This window comes from Candidatus Neomarinimicrobiota bacterium (genome assembly GCA_022560655.1).
Lineage (GTDB): Bacteria > Fidelibacterota > Marinisomatia > SCGC-AAA003-L08 > TS1B11 > JADFSS01.
In genome coordinates this window covers 1525-19565 of sequence record JADFSS010000039.1, presented here as the reverse complement: position 1 = coordinate 19565, position 18041 = coordinate 1525, and the positions used below count along the sequence as shown (strand labels likewise).

Sequence of the window (18041 nt, the reverse complement as noted above, 5' to 3'; positions counted from 1 at the left end):
CACCTCATCGAGGAGCCGGTCGCGGCGGCCATCGGAATCGGGCTGGACATCTCCCAGCCGGTGGGCAACATGATCGTCGACATCGGCGGCGGCACGACGGAAATTGCCGTGATCGCATTGAACGGCATTGTCACCAAAGAGGCGATCCGTGTGGCCGGTGACGAAATGGACGAGGCCATTGTCAACTGGTTCCACAATGAGCACAAGCTTGAAATCGGCTACCGCACTGCTGAGATGATCAAGTGCAATGTGGGGGCCATCTCGACGGATGGCAAAACCAGGATTGTCATCAAGGGGCGCGATCTGGTGACCGGCATACCCAAAACCATCGAGGTTCCGCCCGATGAGATTCGCAAGGCCCTGTCGGATACGCTTTTCCAGATACTTGCTGCCATCAAGCGGGCGCTGGAGCGCACCCCGCCGGAATTGAGCGCCGACATCCTGGACCGCGGGATCATCCTCACCGGCGGCGGTTCCATGCTGAAGGGTCTGGATGAAATCCTGCGGCAAGAGACCAACTTGCCCGTTCACGTGACCGAGGAACCGCTGACCGATGTGGTCATTGGCACGGGATATGTGCTGGAGCATATCAAGGATTTCTCCGCGGTGCTTTTCTAGCCGCGCGTCCCATCCACAGACAGGTGCGGAACCTCTTCGAGCTCCTCTACTACATCCGGGAGACGCTGCTGTTGCTGCTGGCCGTGCTCGTTGCTCTCGTGCTGCTGTTGACGGGAGACTCACGACAATCGTTTGCGCTTCAGGGGTTCGTAGTGGCTGCGACGGGTGCGGTACCACGCCCAAGTCTGGGCATCAGTGACATGATCGGTTACCGCGACAAGAACCAGGTGCTGAGGGAGCAGGTCACCAAATACAGGCTGCTTAATGCGGAGTTGGCCGATATGGCCAGGGAGAATGAGCGCCTGCGCAGGATGCTGAGGTTCACGAAAGAATCTCCGCATAAACTGCAAGTGGCAGAGGTGGTGAGCCGGGGCGCGTCAAGCGTGCTGAGCACCCTGACACTCAACATCGGCTCGCAACACGGTGTGGTACCCAATGTTCCTGTCTTGACCATGGACGGGCTGCTGGGCAAGACCCTCACGGTGGCGCGGAATGCCACCATCATACAACTGATCTCGGACCGGAATTTTCGGGTTTCAGTAAAAGTGGGTGCGGAGGGATCGCGGGGTATTTTGAAACCGTTGTACGGTCTCTCGGCGGAAGTTACGGGGATTCCCGTTACCGTCCCGATTCGCCCCGGCGACGCGATCACCACTTCCGGCTTCTCCGACATCTATCCCAAGAACTTGCCCGTGGGGGTGGTCGCTGAGGTGGAGAGCGTGCCGGGGGAGAATTTCAGCCGCCTGAAGGTGCGGCTGCACGCCAATCCCTTCGAAGTGGAGCACGTGTTCGTTATGGTGATCGATGGGCCCGATTCTTAAAACCTTGGCCCTATTTGCGGGGGTGCTGCTGGCCCAGATCAAGCTGGCGGATTACCTCCGCCTGGGTGAGATCCGGCCGGACTTCATTCTGGTTTTCCTGGTATTTCTGTCAGCCCGGTATGGCCGGTTAGCCGGTATTCTGGGCGGCTTCGGCGCCGGATTGATACAGGACCTGAGCGGCGCCCTCAGCATCCTGGGAGCCAATACGCTGGCCAAACCCATTGTGGGCTACACCCTGGGCACCCTGAATGGAACCACAACGGTCTGGACCCCGAGGATCATGAACCTGTATGTCTATGGCGCCCTGCTGGTGCACGCAGTGGTGTTTCAGGCGGCCATGAGTCTGGGCCTACAGATGCCGATAGGCGTGCTGGTCAAGCGCATTGTGCTGGAGACCTTCATCTCCAGCACGTTGGTAACCGGCCTGCGCTACATGGTTCCCCTGCTGCCGGCCCGGGCATGAATCTGCCGCAGGCAGCGACCCTGGCCCGCCGGCGGAATGTTCTGGCCGCGGGCATTGTCTTGCTCATGGGTGGCGTCGGCTTGCGCTATTTCCAGCTGCAGATTCTGAACCACGACCAATACCGCACGCACGCTGAAAAGAACAGCATCAGGGAAGTCCGATTGCCGGCACCCCGCGGCCTGATGTTTGACCGCCACGGGAAATTTCTGGTGACCAACCGCTCCCAATACAGTTTGGCGGTGATCCCGGCTGAAGTGCGCAACAGCCTGGATGAACTGTCGCAGCTGGGCCGCTATTTAGATATTTCGGCGGAAACGATCGGGCGCATCGTGGCGGAAGCGGACGGACCCTACCGACGGTTTCAGCCGGTGACCCTGTACAGCGATGTAGGTTTTACGCAACGGTCGCACATCGAGGAGCACCGCCTGGAGTTTCCAGGCATATTCTTTGTGGACGAGGCCCTCCGTCACTACCCGTCACGCGCCCGGGCCACCCATCTGATCGGCTACCTGCGCGCAATCTCCACCGAGGACTTTGCTCAGTACCGGCGCGAGGGTTATTACATGGGGGACGTGGTGGGCGCGGCAGGGCTGGAGCGGGAGTATGAGCGGGTGCTCCGTGGCAGGGATGGCTACCGGTACCACCTGGTGGACAATCTGTTGCGGGACCTGGGTGCAGTGCCCAACAAACCTACGTTGCGTCCCACGGCCGGGCAGGACGTGCATCTGTCGCTGGACCTGGATATGCAGGCCTTGGGCGAGCGGCTCATGGAGGGGCGGCGGGGAGCGCTCATCGCCATGGAGCCAACGAGTGGCGAGATTTACGCTTATGTCAGTGCGCCTGATTATGTACTGGCCCCTTTCACCGGGCCCGTTCCGGTGGCACTGTGGCAGCAGTGGCGGGACCACCCCGACAAGCTGCTGCTCAACCGGCCCGTTAACGGGCTCTACCCACCGGGCTCGGTCTTCAAGCTGGTGGCGGCCGCAGCCGCCCTCGCCGCCGGCGAAATAGATCCCTCGGCAACGATTGAGTGCAACGGCATCTACCGGTTCGGCAATCGGAATTTCCATTGTAATATCTGGCCGGGTCACGGCGAGGTAAACCTGGAGGATGCCCTCCGCCTGTCCTGCAATATTTACTTCTACAAACTCATTCAATGGATCGGGTTCGAGGCCTGGGAGGATATGGCCACCCGATTTGGATTTGGGCAGCCCACCGGCATCGAAATGCCGCAGGAATCCACCGGGCTGGTACCCGACCCGAGCTACATGGACCGCAAATATGCGGACGTGGGCTGGACTGCCGGGCATCTGCTTAACCTGGTCCTGGGGCAGGGCGACCTTTTGGTCTCGCCCCTGCAAATCGCCCGTATGACCGCCGCCATCGCCAATGGCGGCCGGCTGGTGAACCCTGTCCTGGTGAGGTTCCCGGCCAGGCCGTCCCGCCGGAAAGAGTATGTGGAACTGCTGCCCAGCATTTGGCGCGACCTGCGGGCAGCCATGTACCAGGTCGTCAACGGGGACCAGGGGACCGGCTTCCGAGCCAAGGTTTCGGGCGGTGACATATTTGGCAAGACGGGCACGGCCCAGAACCCTCATGGGGCGGGGCACTCCTGGTTTACGGGCTTTGTAAAGACGATCAGCGGCAACGAAATGGTGGTGACGATCTTGGTGGAGCAGGGCGGGTTGGGTTCGCGCACGGCAGCTCCGCTGGCGGCAGAGATGTTTCGCTTCTACATCGATAGATATAGCAATGGTGCAGGGGACCTGGCTCAAGTCCCTTAAAGGCCAGCCCGGTCTCATCGTCTGGGATAAGCTCCTGCTGGCGCCCGTCGTCTTGCTTATGGGGATGGGTCTCCTCGCGCTCTATAGTACGAGTTTATCAGCGCCACTGGTCCACTCGACATTTTTCCGACAGACCGTTTGGCTGGGCTTCGCTCTGCTGGCCGTCGGGCTGCTCAGATGGCTTCATCCACGGATCTACTACGAACAGGCCTATCGCGTTTACGGCGTGCTGCTGCTGTTGCTGCTGGCGACCTATTTCATGCCGGCGTTCTCGGGCGGGCATCGCTGGCTGGTCCTGGGCTCACTACGCATTCAGCCCGCAGAAATCGGCAAAATCGTCGTGGTGGTGGCCATTGCCCGGTATCTCACCGATTACCAGAAATACCTCGAAAAATTTCCTTATGTCCTGGTTCCCATCGCGCTGGCCTTGCTGCCAGCCATCATCATCATCGGACAACCGGATCTGGGGACCGCCATTATCTATCTCGCCGTGGCAACCGTGATGATGTACTGGGCGGGCGTCTCGTCGTTCTATCTGTTCGTCATTCTGGCGCCGGTCATAAGTCTGGCGGCCGGCTTCAACTTTTACACCTTTTCGGTATGGATGCTCTTGGTGGTCCTGGTGCTCTATTTTTCTCGACCCCGCCTCAGGTGGAGCAGTCTCATATTTGCGGTTAATGCCCTTTTTGGAACCCTGGCGCCAACACTCTGGAATCGCCTGCAGCCTTACCAGCAGCGACGTATTCTCACCCTCCTGGATTCCTCGGCCGATCCCCATGGAGCGGGCTACCAGGTGCTCCAATCCCAGACGGCCATTGGCTCGGGCGGCGTGTTTGGCAAGGGCTTGGGCGAGGGCACGCAGACCCACTTGCGGTTTCTTCCCGTCCGCGACACCGATTTCATCATTGCGGTTATTGGGGAGGAGCTGGGCTTCCTCGCCATCCTCGCGATCCTGGTGCTGTTTGCCTGGCTGCTGCTCCGGCTGCTTGACCGCGCCTCCACGACCCAGTACCGGTTTGCGAGTCTCACCATTATCGGGTTCGCTACCATATTCCTGGTGCACGCCATCGTAAATATGGGCATGGCCACGGGGCTGATGCCGGTGACCGGCCTGCCCTTGCCCTTCATAAGCTACGGGGGGTCGTTTCTGGTGACCTGTCTGTCGATGGTGGGGATCACGCACTATCTGCTGGCCGGGGAGCCTTAGCGCAACCGCCGCCGGGCCCCATACCAGAACCGATGCCGGTCTGGCGGCGCTGGTTGACCTATGGGCGTGCGTCGTTGCCGTCACAGGGCTCAGGTGTTAACTTTTGGCCGTTCATTCTTGCAACCAACGCACTAACCAACGCTAGCGGAGGATCAATGCAGTGCCGGCAGGCCCCTGTCTGGGCGGTAACCATAGCGCTTATGGGCGCATCCTTGGGGCTGCCCGCGAACCTGGGCGCGGCGGGTGCACCTGGCGAGGCTTCCAGGCTGGAACGGCCAGGGGTTGCAGCTGACCGGCAGCAACGCCAATCAAGAAGGACATCGCGCTCCTCCCAGTCCAGCGTAAGCCAGGAGCTGCGCCGGTTAAATGGCCGGGTTGCGGCCCTCAAGAGTGACAACGACAGCCTCAAGGCCAGGGTAGCTCTTCTGGAGCAGACCATTGGGGACCTCACCGGCGCCCTCCCCCAGCTGAAGGCGTCGCTGCAATCGGCGCTGACCGCCAAATCCGCCATGGACAGCTCGGAGCTGGCCTTCGTCAATCAAATGAGCCTGATGATGAACAAGATCAGGTTGCTGGAGGACAAGGCGGCCTATATCGACAGCACCAACTTTGAAATTCTGTCGCAGCTGGTGCTCATCGAGAACAAGATCGTATCCCTCACCAGTAGTTTCAATGACATCATGGCCGCCCGGCAGGGGGCTGTGGCGACAGCTTCGCCGGTGTTGAGCGATGAGGCCTTCCGCCAGCGCTATGTTGCTGCCCTCACAACGTATCAGAATGGGCAGTATTCCGAGGCTGCACAGAAGTTTACCGACCTGATCAGAACCGGTACTCAGCACGAGTTGGCTGACAATTCGCAGTATTGGCTGGCGGAGTGCTACTACGCCTCCAAAAACTACAAGCGTGCCATTGCGGAGTTTGAGCGGGTATTTACCTTTTACGGCTCCGACAAGGGTGATGACGCCCGCTACAAGATCGCCCTCAGTTATTGGAACGTCGGCAGCCAGGAGCGTGCCCGGATCGAGTTCCGCAAGCTGCTGGACGAGTACCCCAACAGTGAGCTCGACGTGAAGGCGCGCCGCTATCTGCAAACCCGCTAACAGCGTTCCAGCCGGTCCGTAAGCAGCTTTCATGTCGACCTTAAAAGTCTACTATCTTTCGTCCGAGATCGCCCCGTTCTCAAAGACTTATTCGCTGGCCCACTTTTCGCGACGAATCTGTTCGGTCTTTCAGGAACGTGACTTCGACATCCGGCTCATCCAGCCCAAGTATGGCTACATCAGCGAGCGCAAGTTTATTCTCCGGGAAGTCATCCGCCTGCGGGACATGCCCATTACGTTCAATGGCGAAGAACGGATCGGCAGCGTCAAGTCGGCCTTTATTCCCAACACCAAGGTGCAGGTCTACTTCATGGAGGACCGGGAATATTTCAAGCCGGTCACCAACCTGCTGTATAAGGCGCGCAACGGGCGCATGCTGAAGGACAACCCTGAGCGCTACGCCTATTTTGCCCGGGTAGCGCTGGAGAATCTGAAGCACCTGTTCTGGAAGCCGGACATCATCATCTGCAACGACTGGCAAATGAGCTTTGTGCCGATACTCTATCAGCTCCAGTACGCCCAGCAGGAATTCTACCAGGATATCAAAGTCGTGTTCTTAATGCATACTGCCAACCAGAACGCCTACTTTCCCAAAGCGTCGTACGACACCATTGATCTATTCTCAGGGGCTGATGACCGGCTGCCCGCATCGGCGGAAACCCTGAACAACCTTGAACTGGCGCTGAAATTCGCCCACCACTCATGGGCGGTTCATGGCCCGGATGATCAGCTGGCGCAGGATCTGATCGGCGCCCCCGACATTGCCAACCTGATCAAGTCCCAACGCAACGTAGGCACACTGGCGGTGGACAGCGACACCGACGAGGCCTGGATGAAGTCCGCCGACCAGTTGGAGAAGTATCTGCGGAACCTTTGATCCGCCCTCCCGTTTTCAAACCGTCATGCCAATACCGCTTTCAATCCTGGATGCCAGGGGTCATTATGCCCAGCCTGCGCTAGCCCTCGGGCTGGCGCTGATGGTGGCATCCTGCCAGCAGAATCCGCTGGCGGTGCCGTTGCCAGGCAGCCAGTGGAGCTTGCAGACCACCGTGGTGGACTCCATGATCGCGGCGCCGGTGGTGCGCACCCCCGGACACGGTGCCAGCCTGACCCTGTACGCGGGCGAGTCGGATAAGTCCGGATTTCGGCGGTCGGAGATCCTGATCAAATTCGGCAGTGTCGATACCACCAACTGGGAACAGCTCCTCGGGGTTGAATTAATCCTCATCCAGAGGGTTTTTGAGACCGATTTGCCGGAACTCGGCGAGCAGTTTGAACTCCTCACTGTCGATGAGCCGGATACGGCCTGGAGCGAGTCTGATACCAGCGTGGTGCCAGGTGATTTTCCCGTTTTGGCGCAGGGATCCAATGCTGCCCTGCTGGAGGACACCGTGACGGTCTTTGTGGGTGGCCTGGCCACCGATTCAGTTATGGCGCACCTGGCCTTCCCCGTGGATACGCTGATCTTGCGTAACTGGGCCACCGGTGAGCAAGCCAACAACGGCTACCTGATCCGAAGCCTGGAGGCCGACGGCCTCAGCGCGTTCCACGCCCGGGGCAACGCCAGCCTGTCGCCCTACCTGGCCCTGGCATTTGCCGACACCACCTCTGAGGGGGCGGATACGGTTAGCTACCAGTATCGACGTCCCACCGCCGACATGAGCATTTATCCAGGGGGCGAAGGTTCCGCGCCACCCGTCCCGCCCCTGCCTCAGGACGACGGCTCCCTGGTGCTCAATCACAGTCTGGGCCTGCGGACCTTTCTCGATTTCAGCCCCACGTTTGTGGCCAACACGGTGAGCGCGGTGGTTGGCGCCCGCCTGATTCTGAAGCGCCGGCGGGAGGCATCGCGGCTGACGGCCGGCCAGGTGGCGTTGGCGGTCTTGAGGCGAGCTGAGTCTGCGGAGCTGGGGGACTCTTCCGTAAGCTTGTCGGGGTCATTCAGCTACGTGGCGGGCGCGGATAGTGCGGTGCTCAACCTCGTCAGTCTCTTGAGCGCGATCATCACTGGAACGGTGGAAAACTTCGGGCTGGAGATTGGAGTCCTTCCACGCTACAACGATTTCGACCACCTCACTTTCTGGGGTCCCGACGCCGACCCTGCCCTGCGGCCCAGGCTGGAAATCCTGTATAGCCAGCCCTATGTGGAGGCGGTGGTGCCCTGATGGCGGGGCTCCGGACAGTGTCAGGGATCGTGCTGCTGCTGGGCGCGCTGCTGCAAACGCCCGCCCGGGGGCAATCGGGACTGGAACTGACCGGCTTTGGCATGATTCGGCCAGCGCCTGACGTGATTAGTCAGAGCATGGGCAGTATCACCACGATTCCAGGGCGGACCAGCGGCTGGCTGTTCTCCATGCCGGCCAGCTGGTATAACATACGGGCTACCCAATTGCAGGTGTCGGTGGAAGCCGGTGAGTCGCAGCTGGGCCGTTTTGGCTCCCGCAACCGCAGCGGTCCACAGAGCTTCCACTTCCTCATGCACGCCAACCGCCGCACCAGCTACGGGCTGGGCATCCGCCCCGTAACCAGGCTTGACATGCTGTTCACCGATTCCAGCGGCGTGTTCTTCTTGCCGGGCGACACCCTGCGCTACGTACAGTCGCGCTCGGCCACCGGCGGCATATCGGAACTTGTCCTGGGCTATTCCCGGCGCCTGCGGCCCTCGCTTTCCGTCGGAGTGACGCTCAATGTACTGTTCGGCACCGTCACGCAGCAGGACACGATCTCCTTTCTGGACCAGGGCTCATGGACCGAGCCGTTTCCCATCTCCCGGGCCGAGCGGCGGCTTGAGTTCACCGGCCGAACCCTGGGATTGAGTCTGCTGGCGTCGGTTCCGCCAAAATCCAGGGGATCGCTGGGCCTGCGGGTTGTCTTGCCCATCGTCCTGGATCTGATAGAGGCGCAGAATTACGCCACGGCCAGGTCCAGTCTAAACCCCGTGCGACACAAGGACGTGGGCACGTCCCGCATGCTTGCGCTGGGCTACGGTCTGGATCTCGGCAAGCGTCAGCGGGTGATGGCCGAATTGGCAATTGCGCAGCTGGCGGAGGACAACAAAAACGACCTCGTGTTCGATCAGCACTTGAGGAGTTCCCTGTTCATGGGAGCGGCCTGGACGCTGGCGCCCAGCGGCGAGGAGTTCATTCTACCCGGCCGACTGGATTATCGCATGGGTTTTTACCGCCGCGAGTATTACCTTTCCGGCTCCCAAGACGGCCCCTTGAGAGAAACGGCCCTTAGCATTGGGATAGGAATCCGATCAGTACGGTTCCGGCATCGGTTGGACCTGGCGCTGCAGGTCGGTCAGCGAGACAGTCTCTTACCCGATGTGCTCCGAGAAGATTTTTATCGTGTATCCATTGGGATAACCACGGCCGAATTATGGTTCGCCCGACCTAAAAAGGAGTGGGATTAATTACTGTGAGCAATATTGGGATCAGTCCGGGCCGCCTGTTGGCCATATTGGGAGTGGGTGCTGTGTTGGCGACAGTCCAGATGTGCGCTCCAGCCGCATCCGGCAGCGCGGAGCAGACCTCCGCCCTGTCCCCTGAGGAGCTAAAGCGGCGTGAGCGGGAGTGCCTCATCGCTCTGTCAAACGCCTGGGAATATTACAAGAATCAGGAGTTCGATTCTTCCGTGCGGAACTACCGCCACCTGGTGGCTTTGGGCTGTGGCAAAGAGTTCGCCGATGATGTCTACCTCTACTTTGGCCGTGCCTTCCTTGAAATTGGCAAGTTGGACAGCGCCATTTGGGCCTTCAAACAGGGCCTTAAGTATCTGCCGGAGAACAAAAACCTGCTGGAAAACATCGCCTATGCTTTGGGCCGGCAGCAGAATACCGATGAGCAGATCTACTACTACCAGCGCTATATCGAGGTCGACCCCGAGAATGCTGAGGTGTATACGACGCTGGTCGATCTGCTGCGTAAAGGGGGACGCTTCGATGACCTGTTGATCACCCTGAACCAGTGGCTGGAGTCCGACCCGTCGAATGCCGCTATTCAGAGTGATCTCATTGCCGCCTACGAGGAGGCCGGTGAAAACCCCCTCAGGTTTATGGAACGGCGCTGGCGCGACAATCCCGATAAGGCCCAGTGGGGCATCGACTATGCCGCCAAGCTGGTTGATATGCTGGACCATGCCACCGCCTACCGGGTGCTGGAGGAGGTTATCCGGCGCACCCCCACCGCACGGGCAGCCTACAACCTGTTGGCCGAAACAGCCCTGGATGAGGGTGATGTGGACCGGGCGATCTCGGCGCTGGAGCGACTGTTTGGGGTGAATCCCACCGATGATCGGGCGGCCATGGAACTGGCCCGCTCCTATCTGCGGAAGGCGAGCTTTGAGCGCGCCCTGCAATGGGCTCAGACGGCGCTGCGCGTGACGACCAACGGGGGGGAAATGCTCTATGTCCGGGCAGAGGTTTACTTTGACACGGCTGAGGACTGCGTCATCGGCCGCGAGACCGGGATCGCCAGCTTCCAGGACAAGTTGGTCTATCAGATGGCCTATGAGGATTATAAGGCGGCGCTGGACAAGGGCTACCGCCGTGCCCGAACCCGGGCCGATTTCCTGGAGAAAAATCTGGTTCCCAGCAAAGGGGACTGGTTTCTGCAGCCTGCCGATATCCGGGTGTTCAAGCCGCAAGGAGATTGCTACGGCTGGATCACGCGGACGGTCAGACGGCCCTAGAGAGATAAACAGGCACACGAGCTGTGCTGGGCAAATAGCCGGCCAAGTGACCGGGACCGGCAAAGGATGATACCCTGAAGGGCGCGGCCGTTCCCATGCTTTCCACGACCGGACCAGGCACGATGAACAGCACCCTGCTGCAAGCACAGGACCCAGCGCTCTTTGCCGCGCTCCAGGGTGAGCTGGGCCGGCAGCAAAACACCCTGGAGCTGATCGCTTCGGAGAACATTGCCAGCCCGGCGGTGATGGCAGCTGCCGGCACCGTCCTCACCAACAAATACGCCGAGGGCTATCCCGGCAAACGCTACTACGGCGGCTGCGAATTCGTGGATCAGGCGGAGGAGCTGGCCAGGGACCGGGCCCGGAAGCTCTTCTCGTGCGACTATGCCAATGTCCAGCCCCACTCCGGCAGCCAGGCCAATATGGGGGTCTACTTCACGGTGCTGCGACCCGGCGACACAATCATGGGGCTCGACCTGGCCCACGGCGGCCACCTGACGCATGGCAGCCCGGTGAACTTTTCCGGGCAGATGTACCATGCGGTGGCCTACGGGCTGGAGCGGAAAACCGGACGGGTCGATTTTGTCCAGGTGCGACGGCTGGCCCGTGAGCACCGCCCCAAACTTATCGTCTGCGGCGGCAGCGCCTACCCGCGGCAGATCGAGTTTCAGCAGTTCCGCGAGGTGGCCGATGGCGTGGGCGCCCTGCTCATGGCCGACATTGCGCACCCGGCCGGGCTGGTAGCCACCGGACATCATCCCTCGCCCTGGCCGCACTGCCACTTTGTGACTTCCACAACGCACAAGACCCTGCGCGGTCCCCGTGGCGGCCTGATCCTGATGGAACATGACGGTGAAAATCCCTGGGGCGTGGTGGCGCCCAAAAGTGGGCGGGTCAAGCGGACCGGGGAGCTGCTGGACAGCACCATCATGCCGGGGATTCAGGGTGGACCCCTTATGCACATTATCGCCGCGAAGGCGGTTGCTTTTGGCGAGGCCCTGGAGCCAGCGTTCAAGACCTATTGCGGCCAGATTGTGCGCAACGCTGCCACGCTGGCGGAAAGTTTTCTCGAGCTGGGCTACCAGCTGGTATCGGGCGGGACCGATACGCACCTCATGCTCGTGGACCTGAGCGACCGCGACATTTCGGGCAAGGCCGCCGAGGAGGCCCTGGAAGCCGCCGGACTGACCGTCAACAAGAACATGGTGCCCTTCGATGAGCGCAGCCCCATGGTCACCAGCGGTATCCGCATTGGCGCGCCGGCGGTCACCACACGGGGCATGGGCGCGACCGAGATGGTGCTCATCGCCGGATTTGTGGACCGGGTGCTCCGCGACCCGGAAGACGAGGCCACCAGGCTGGCGGTGCGGCAAGAGGTGACGGAGCTGTGCCGGCAATTCCCCCTGTACCAGGCGTGAAGGCATGACCTGCCCCTATTGTCAGTCCAGCGAAAGCAAAGTTGTGGATAGCCGCACCGTCAATCGTGACGGGTCCATCCGCCGCCGCCGGGAGTGCCTTGACTGCCAGCACCGGTTTACCACCTACGAGTACGTGGTCCAGCATCCACTGCTGGTGGTGAAAAAGAACGGACAACGGGTGGAATATGAGCGCCAGCGGATTGAACGCAGCATCCGCATCGCCTGCAACAAACGGCCCGTGTCCGCTGACCAGATCATGCAAGCCGCTGCCACGGTCCAACGCAAGATTGAAGAGCTAGGCAAGCCGGAGGTGGCGTCGGAGCAGATCGGGGACTTGGTCATGCAGACACTCAAGGAGCTGGATAAGGTTGCCTATGTCAGGTTCGCATCGGTCTACCGATCTTTTGAGGATATTGGCGAGTTCCGGACAGAGATCGATCAGTTGCAGGGCTAAACTTGTGCTGATGGATCTGGGAATCCGCTCAAGTTTCGCGGCGATTGACCGATAAAGGGGCTGTGTGGCTCTTTCCCAAGATCTGCTGGGAATTCTGGTATGTCCCCAATGCAAGGGAGAGCTTGACTACCAGGAGCAGGAGCAGCGCCTGATCTGCGGCTCTTGCCGGCTGGCTTATCCGGTCGAGGACGACATCCCCATCATGCTGGTTGATCGAGCTCACACTTTGAATGGGCCCGGAGTCGTTAACTTGACAAGCTAAAAAGCTTACCCGTATATTGCACTCCTAACATGGAGGATTCTGTACAGAGTCGTTTCGTTATCAGCTGTTTGAACGCGACCGGAGTCGGTCGCCCAGTAATACTTGGTCAGCACCCTGCGTCCGGCTGCGGTTTGGCGGCGGGGCTAGCGTGGTTGCGGCCAGCTTAAAGACCTGAAGGAGCATGCTGCCATGAAGCGACTTGGAATCCTATTTACTTCCGTCTTTCTATTGTTTAGTGGGTTGAGCGCTCAAAGCACCGCCTCAGCCATATTCCTGCTCATTGCGCCGGGCGCATCCGCAGGCGGCACCGGGGAAGCCCAGGTTGCGGTGGCCAATGACGCTTATGCCAGCTACTGGAATCCTGCTGCTCTGGCGTTCCTGCCGAAGCGGGAAGTGGTCTACCAGCGGGCCCAATGGTTGCCGGGCCTGGTGGACGACATCGTTTACAACTTCCTGGGTTTTCGCTACAACCTGCCCCAGGTGGGCACCTTTGGCGGGCACCTCATCTATCTGGATCTGGGCAGCCAGGAGCGGCGGGACGAAAATAACGTGTTTCTAGGGAATTTCCGCAGCAATATGGCCGCCCTCACCCTCAGTTTTGCCACCAAGATGTCGCCCCGCTCTTCCATCGGTTTCAACGCCAAGATTATTTACCAAAACCTGTCAAGTATCGGCACGGGCGGTGAGGGCGGCAAGGGCATCTCAACCGATTTCGCCTTTGACATTGCCTATTACCGCCGGCAGTTTATTTTCGACCGTCTCGATCTGGGCCTGGCGGTGACCAATGTGGGTCCCAAGATTGCATTCATCGATGAAGACCAGGCCGATCCGGCGCCCACGAACATGAAGCTGGGCATCAAATGGCGCCTGGTTGAGACCGAGTTCAACCGCGTCTCCCTGCTGTATGATATCAATAAACTGCTGGTGACCAGCTATCCCAATATCGATTACGATGGCAACGGCTTCATCGGCGGGTTTGATGCCGACGGTAATCCCTCGCTCGGCGACGAGTATGGTGCCAATGGCAAGCGCGAGGCGAACCATACGGACCCCTGGTACCTGGCCTTGTTCACGTCCTGGGTCGACGACTGGAACTTCGGTGGTGACGTGGACCGGAACGGGAACAAAATCATCGATGAAGAAGAGCAGGGCAACAGGAGCGAGGGCACCATTGCCGATGAACTGGACACGATTACCCACAACGTAGGCCTTGAATACTGGTATTCGGACTATTTTGCCATTCGGATGGGTTATATCTACGACAAACTGGGCAAACTCTGGAATCCTACTTTCGGGGCGGGCATTCACTACGGGCCGTACGGCTTTGATTTCGGCTATATTTATGGTAAGACTGGCCACCCCCTGACCAACACCATGCGTTTCTCCCTGAATATGGCCTTTTAGCCCGGCCTGATGAAATCACCGAAAATCCCGCGCTGGTTCCAGTGTGGGATTTTTTCTAGGCGGTACGGGTGGCTCCTGATGTTGCCCCTGGCCCTGCTGGGCCAGCAGCCGGACCGCATCATGATGCAGCTGCCGGCGGCAGGCGCAGGACGCGTCTCGCCTGCCCGTCAGTCCGCGCCATCCATTCTGGCGTTGCGGGTCGCCTTCACCCCCGACAGCAATCTCTCCACCACCGGAGACGGGCGCTTCCTGATGGAGATTGCCACGCCCCGCTGTGAAGGCCCCCCCGGCACGGCCTTTCTGGTGGACCCGCCGCCGCATGATGCGGCTTATTTCGCCGCGCAGCTGCAGGCGATTGCGCATTACTACGAACAGGTCTCCCGGGGGCAACTGGCCATCGATCTGGCTGGCAGCCTGGTCTTCCCGCCGGAGGTAGATTCTGCTCTGGTGGTGGGGCCCATGGCGAGCTATCGGCCTGTGAATGAGAACGAGACCAGCGACGCGCTGCTGGTGAACCTGTACGCGGAGAGCCTGTTGGCCGCCCATGCCCATCCAGCGGGGGTGGACCTGCTGGCCTACGATGTGGTGGTGGTCTTTCACCCCGGGCTGGGGCAGGACTTCACCTACCCGGGCCCCGATCCCACACCGTTGGACATCCCCAGCACCACCGTTGACCTCGACATGATCGAGGCCGCCCTGGGCACGCGGGGAATCCCCCTGCCGCCCGACAATGATCTATTTGACCGGCCCGGCATTCTGCTGCCGGAGGGGCAGAACCATATCTACTACGACATCGTCGAGGACATTTTCCCCGGTGTCCTCGATTATTGCGACCTGCAGATCGGCCTCACCGGCACTTTTGCTCTGCTGCTGGGCTTCGCCCTGGATTTTCCGCCCCTGTTCGACGCCGATGACGGCGAGACCGCCGTGGGCGTGTTTGGTCTGATGGATGTGGGTTCCAACAACGGTCAGGGCGTCATTCCAGCCCCGCCCACCGCCTGGACGCGCCAGCACCTGGGTTGGGAAGAGCCGGTGGAGCTCAGCGGCGAGACAGTCCTCGGGGCCCGGCATGCAGCCGGTGCGCAGACCGGTCGCATCAGCCTGGGCAGCGACGAATATTTCCTGGTCGAGAACCGGATCAACTGGTTGCCTGACCTGCCGGGTGTCGATCTGGACAGCTTGCGCTTTCGTAATCTTGTGGTGGGTACGGATGGCAGCTCCAGCCTGCCGCACTACTTCGACTACCTGGTGGATTCCGCCGGGCTCACAGTGGACACCACGGGCGTCATCACAGGCGTACCCAACTACGACATAGGCCTGCCCGGCAGCGGACTGCTCATCTGGCACGTGGACGAGTCCCGTTACACGTCCGACATGCAGGGCATCAACAACGACCCCACTGCCCGGGCGGTGGCACTGGAGGAGGCGGACGGTGCGGTGGACATCGGTTTTCCCACCTCGGCCATCCTGGCGGACCCCACCCAGGGTTGGCGCTGGGACCTGTGGTACGCCGGCAACGATGCCTTCTTTGTGGCTAACCCCGACCGGCTGGTGGGCAATCCTCAGCGCCTGCTGGCCCTGGACCGGGACACGCACCCGTCCAGCCACCTGAATTCGGGGGCGCGGAGCGGCATCGCGCTGGCCGGTATCGGTCCGGCGGCTGCGGAGCAGTTTTTCTCAGCGATCGATGAGGCGGACGTCACGCGATTGCCTGAGGGCAGCAAGTTGGCGGGGTTTAATGGCGTAGACTGGGTATACGTTCTGGGGGACTCCATCTACCTGGGTGCTATGGCCGTTGCTGAAAAGCGCGCTACAAGGCCCCTTATCGTAAGTGAACATGATGCCATGGGAAGTTCGAGTGGGAGCGCGTTTTGGATTCTTGACCTGGGCGCCACCAGCTATGCTGCCCGGCGCATGAGCGGAGACGGAATCCTGACCAAGACGTACGCAGACAGCCTGGTTGCGCAGGGCGGCTATTTCGATGACGGCATTTTGTATATCGGCCTTCATAAGGGTGAAGTGCCCCCTGCCACCGACACGACCATGCTGCGTTACTTTACCTGGATCGAGCCGCTAGGTTCCCCCATTACCAGCTGGGGCCGCCTGACTAGCCGCGACAAGTACACAGCTCTCGTTCAGTGGCCACTCCCTTTCATGCCGACGGAGCTGGATTCCGTGATCTACTGGACGGTGACGGACTTCATCAGCCTGGGTGATGTGGATGGTGATGGTCTGGACGAGATCGTCGCGGGTCACATGCCCTCGGCGGGAGCTGGTGAGCAGGAGCGTCTCACGGCCGTTAACGCCGCTGGCACGGTACTGGATGGCTTCCCCATCGCCGGGCTATTCGCCGGCCCCGCCCTCATTGCCAACCTCATGGATGATATCCGGCCGGAATTGGTGGTGGTCAGGCAGGCTGAGATCGTCATCTTTAGTCCCGAGGGTCGGGTCATGTCGCGGCTGGGGCTGCGTGCCGGTCCCGATGAACTTTTCCTCATGCACCTGGCGGATGGTCGTGTGGGGCTGGCCAACGGCGACCGCATCCACTGGTTCCGCCCCGCGGAACAGAACCCCCACTGGGTCACCCCTGAGGGCCGCCACGCCCGCAGCCGGTATTCCCTTAACGACGGCACCGTGACGGCCGTGCAGTATGAGATTCTCGATCCGGCCCGGGTATATAACTACCCCAACCCCGTTACGGACGGGGAAACCACCATTCGCTTCTACACGGGTCAGGCCAGCCGGGGAACCATCCGTATCTATACCGTGGATGGGCTCGCCGTCGATCAGGTTAAACTTGCCGATCTTGTGGTCAACGGCTACAATGAATGGGTCTGGAAAGTGGGGGATAACCCTGCCGGCCTTTACTATGGGGTGGTAGAGGTGGAGGGGAGCGAAAAAGTTTCGGCCTTGATCAAGATCGCGGTGGTAAAGTAGAGCTCGGATGCAACCTGCAGCGATCCTCACCGTTCTCCTGCTGCTCAGTTCGCTGGCAGGGCAGGCCTGGGAAAATCATCCCGAGCTGCAGTGGCAGACTTTTGAGACGGAGCATTTTCTGCTGCATTTCCATGAAGGGACGGAGCGCACGGCACGGGAGGCCGCTACCGTTGCCGAGATAATTTACGGCCCCGTTACCCGGCTGTACGGCTCCCGACCCCGGTCCAAGACGCACATCATTTTGAAGGATGCCAACGACGATTCCAACGGCATCGCCTACTTTTATGATAACAAAATCGAGATATGGGCCCGGCCCCTCGACTACGATCTGCGGGGCAGCCACCGCTGGCTGCAGGGTGTGCTGACTCACGAGTTTACCCACATCGTGCAGATGGGCACAGCCATGAAATTTACCCCTGCCGTTCCCGGCTTCTACTTCCAGTTTGTGGGCTATGAGCGCGAGAAGAGGGAGGATGTGCTCTACGGCTATCCCAACGTCCTGGCCTCATACCCCTATCCCGGGACCAACATCCCGCCCTGGTTCGCTGAAGGGGTGGCCCAGTATATGTATGCCGGAGCAACGTACGATTTCTGGGATAGCCACCGGGACATGATCCTGCGTGACCGCGTGTTGAACGATAATCTGCTCAGCTTCGTGGCGATGAACAGCTTCGGCAAACGGGGTATCGGGAATGAAAGCGCCTATAACCAGGGCTACGCCTTCGTCTCCTGGCTGGCGGAACGCTTCGGACCTGCTGTGCTGCAACGCATTTCCCGAGCCATGTCTGGGCCGGCTTCCGTATCGATCAGCCGGGCCATGAAACGGGCCACGGGCACGGCCGGAAAGGAACTCTACCGGGAGTGGAAGCGGGATTTGGAAG

At 60.4% G+C, this 18041-nt stretch carries 16 protein-coding genes; all 16 read left to right on the top strand.

Going from position 1 to position 18041, the window contains the following annotated elements; all coding sequences use genetic code 11:
• The coding region (locus tag IH971_07125) for a rod shape-determining protein (protein MCH7497605.1) at nt 1-618 on the top strand (618 nt) is incomplete at its 5' end.
• Nucleotides 619-641: 23 nt separating this feature from the next.
• A complete protein-coding gene (gene mreC / locus IH971_07120; protein ID MCH7497604.1) occupies nt 642-1439 on the top strand; it encodes a rod shape-determining protein MreC in 798 nt (265 codons plus the stop codon).
• Nucleotides 1423-1902, top strand: a complete 480-nt coding sequence (gene mreD / locus IH971_07115; protein MCH7497603.1) for a rod shape-determining protein MreD — start codon at nt 1423-1425, stop codon at nt 1900-1902. Before mreC ends, mreD begins: the two co-directional genes overlap by 17 nt.
• Nucleotides 1899-3686 carry a penicillin-binding protein 2 gene (gene mrdA, locus IH971_07110; protein ID MCH7497602.1) on the top strand — a complete coding sequence of 596 codons (1788 nt, stop codon included), beginning with the start codon at nt 1899-1901 and terminating at the stop codon, nt 3684-3686. Before mreD ends, mrdA begins: the two co-directional genes overlap by 4 nt.
• Nucleotides 3655-4893, top strand: a complete 1239-nt coding sequence (locus IH971_07105) for a rod shape-determining protein RodA (protein MCH7497601.1) — start codon at nt 3655-3657, stop codon at nt 4891-4893. Before mrdA ends, IH971_07105 begins: the two co-directional genes overlap by 32 nt.
• Before the next feature lie 155 nt (nt 4894-5048).
• Nucleotides 5049-5993, top strand: coding sequence for a tetratricopeptide repeat protein (locus IH971_07100; protein MCH7497600.1), 945 nt, complete (start codon nt 5049-5051; stop codon nt 5991-5993).
• 31 nt (nt 5994-6024) lie between these two features.
• Entirely contained in the window at nt 6025-6870 is an 846-nt protein-coding gene (locus IH971_07095) for a glycogen/starch synthase (GenBank protein ID MCH7497599.1), read from the top strand.
• Between the two features lie 25 nt (nt 6871-6895).
• Entirely contained in the window at nt 6896-8158 is a 1263-nt protein-coding gene (locus tag IH971_07090) for a hypothetical protein (GenBank protein ID MCH7497598.1), read from the top strand.
• Nucleotides 8158-9408, top strand: coding sequence for a hypothetical protein (locus IH971_07085; protein ID MCH7497597.1), 1251 nt, complete (start codon nt 8158-8160; stop codon nt 9406-9408). The genes IH971_07090 and IH971_07085 overlap by 1 nt, the downstream gene beginning before the upstream one ends.
• Before the next feature lie 5 nt (nt 9409-9413).
• Nucleotides 9414-10685, top strand: coding sequence for a tetratricopeptide repeat protein (locus tag IH971_07080; protein MCH7497596.1), 1272 nt, complete (start codon nt 9414-9416; stop codon nt 10683-10685).
• Nucleotides 10686-10807: 122 nt separating this feature from the next.
• On the top strand, nt 10808-12103 hold the full coding sequence (locus IH971_07075) for a serine hydroxymethyltransferase (GenBank protein ID MCH7497595.1): 1296 nt from the start codon (nt 10808-10810) through the stop codon (nt 12101-12103).
• Between the two features lie 4 nt (nt 12104-12107).
• On the top strand, nt 12108-12557 hold the full coding sequence (gene nrdR / locus IH971_07070) for a transcriptional repressor NrdR (GenBank protein MCH7497594.1): 450 nt from the start codon (nt 12108-12110) through the stop codon (nt 12555-12557).
• Between the two features lie 64 nt (nt 12558-12621).
• Nucleotides 12622-12819: a Trm112 family protein gene (locus tag IH971_07065; GenBank protein MCH7497593.1), complete on the top strand. Its 198-nt coding sequence runs from the start codon at nt 12622-12624 to the stop codon at nt 12817-12819.
• Between the two features lie 189 nt (nt 12820-13008).
• Entirely contained in the window at nt 13009-14223 is a 1215-nt protein-coding gene (locus IH971_07060; GenBank protein MCH7497592.1) for a PorV/PorQ family protein, read from the top strand.
• Nucleotides 14224-14301: 78 nt separating this feature from the next.
• On the top strand, nt 14302-17160 hold the full coding sequence (locus IH971_07055; GenBank protein MCH7497591.1) for a hypothetical protein: 2859 nt from the start codon (nt 14302-14304) through the stop codon (nt 17158-17160).
• A gap of 7 nt (nt 17161-17167) precedes the next feature.
• A partial coding sequence (locus tag IH971_07050; protein MCH7497590.1) for a biopolymer transporter Tol occupies nt 17168-18041 on the top strand: 874 nt, incomplete at its 3' end.